The 1,414-nt window shown below is 56.4% G+C and carries 3 protein-coding genes; 2 read left to right on the top strand and 1 reads right to left on the bottom strand.

Annotated features, from left to right (window positions below; all coding sequences use genetic code 11):
• Both MRBLMR1_RS25280 and MRBLMR1_RS25275 read left to right on the top strand, forming a co-directional pair.
• The coding region (locus MRBLMR1_RS25280) for a sensor histidine kinase (RefSeq protein ID WP_500066930.1) at positions 1 to 386 on the top strand (386 nt) is incomplete at its 5' end.
• Entirely contained in the window at positions 383 to 1,006 is a 624-nt protein-coding gene (locus MRBLMR1_RS25275) for a response regulator transcription factor (RefSeq protein WP_183687543.1), read from the top strand. The genes MRBLMR1_RS25280 and MRBLMR1_RS25275, both read left to right, overlap by 4 nt.
• A 9-nt stretch (positions 1,007 to 1,015) precedes the next feature.
• Here the strand turns inward: MRBLMR1_RS25275 and MRBLMR1_RS25270 are convergent.
• Positions 1,016 to 1,414, bottom strand: a 399-nt coding sequence (locus MRBLMR1_RS25270) for a hypothetical protein (RefSeq protein WP_500066929.1), incomplete at its 5' end; no start/stop codon positions are given.

Raw genomic sequence — 1,414 nt, 5'->3', positions numbered from 1 at the left:
AAGCGGCCCGCCGAGCAGTCGAGCACTACCAATCACGTACAGGGGCATCGGTAGATAGTGCGATCGAGCCGTTGAATGACGAGATACCAGTGGCGGTGAAAATCTGCGTCTATAGATTCCTCCAGGAAGGACTCAATAACGGCTGGCGGCATGCCGATGGCAAGGGGCAACGGGTCGAAGTGAAACTGCTTGGCAGCGAGATTACAGTCATCGTGCAAGATGCTGGCCAAGGCTTCAATGCAGAAAACGCGTCATCGCTCGGTCTAGGCCTCGCAGGGCTGCGTGAACGCATCGAAAGCCTTGGCGGCATATTCGAAATAAATTCGTCTTTTGCCGGGACTACTCTAACTATGTTCCTCAATATCCACGATCCGATAGTGTCATGACCGAGAAAATCCGCCTTGTGCTTGTCGACGATCACCCGATGTTTCGCGCGGGGGTCTACAAAAGTTTGGGAGATCTGGGCTTCGAAATCGTCGGAGAAGGGGGCTCGGCGAGCGATGCCGTGTCATTAGCCGCGACGCTCTGTCCTGAGGCTGTTCTGCTCGATATATCGATGCCGGGAAATGGGCTCTCCGCAGTCCAAACTATCCTCGCAAACGCTCCCGCTACCAAAGTGATAATATTGACTGCATCAGAAGACGGGGACGACGTGCGTGCCGCGATGCAGTCAGGAGCTTGTGGATATGTTCTTAAAGGTATCGGGTCTCGTGATCTGGCAAGCGTGGTCCGGACGGTTGTACTTGGCGGAAGTTATGTTCCCCCCAACCTGAGCGCAAGACTGATTTCAGAACGCAAGCCGCATCCAGCCGCGATGCAAGAACATGATGGGCTTAGTGCGCGCGAGCGTGAGGTCATGGATCTGATCGCGGTGGGGATGAGTAACAAGTTGGTTGCGAGAAAGCTCGGCCTTCACGAGAAAACGGTCAAGCACCACGCAACCCGCATCTTCGCGAAGCTTAGCGTCTCAAATCGAACCGAGGCCGCCCTACGCTGGCGCAGGTAGATCCCTTTTTCATTTGAGCAGAGATTGAATCCGAGCCCGGTCGTCAGATGTCGCAGGGCGGTCCACGATTGTGCGCCCCCGCCGATCAGTCATCGAGAAGCGCCGATTGGTGAGGCGTTCCAGGATCCCGTTTGCATAGCGAATTTCGACGGTGCCGCCTTTGACGGAAACTGAGTAGCCGCCCGTGGCTTCGGTGACACCCGCAGAATTATTAAATCTGCCCTTGCTATTATTATCTCCTGCGGAATTTCTTCTTCCGAAGCCCTGGTCGCCGTTTCCACCGCCGTTTCCACCGCCGTTTCCACCGCCGTTTCCACCGCCGTTTCCACCGCCGTTTCCACCGCCGTTTCCACCGCCGTTTCCACCGCCGTTTCCACCGCCGTTTCCACCGCCGTTTCCACCGCCGTT

It is taken from the genome of Neorhizobium sp. LMR1-1-1.1 (assembly GCF_040675795.1).
Taxonomy (GTDB): domain Bacteria; phylum Pseudomonadota; class Alphaproteobacteria; order Rhizobiales; family Rhizobiaceae; genus Neorhizobium; species Neorhizobium cellulosilyticum.
The sequence above is the reverse complement of the archived record's forward strand: the minus strand, read 5'-3'. Positions and strand labels throughout refer to the sequence as shown.

Coding starts and splice junctions, on each gene's coding strand:
- MRBLMR1_RS25275 (WP_183687543.1), top strand. CDS start 383: ATGACCGAGAAAATCCGCCTTGTGCTTGTCGACGATCACCCGATGTTT.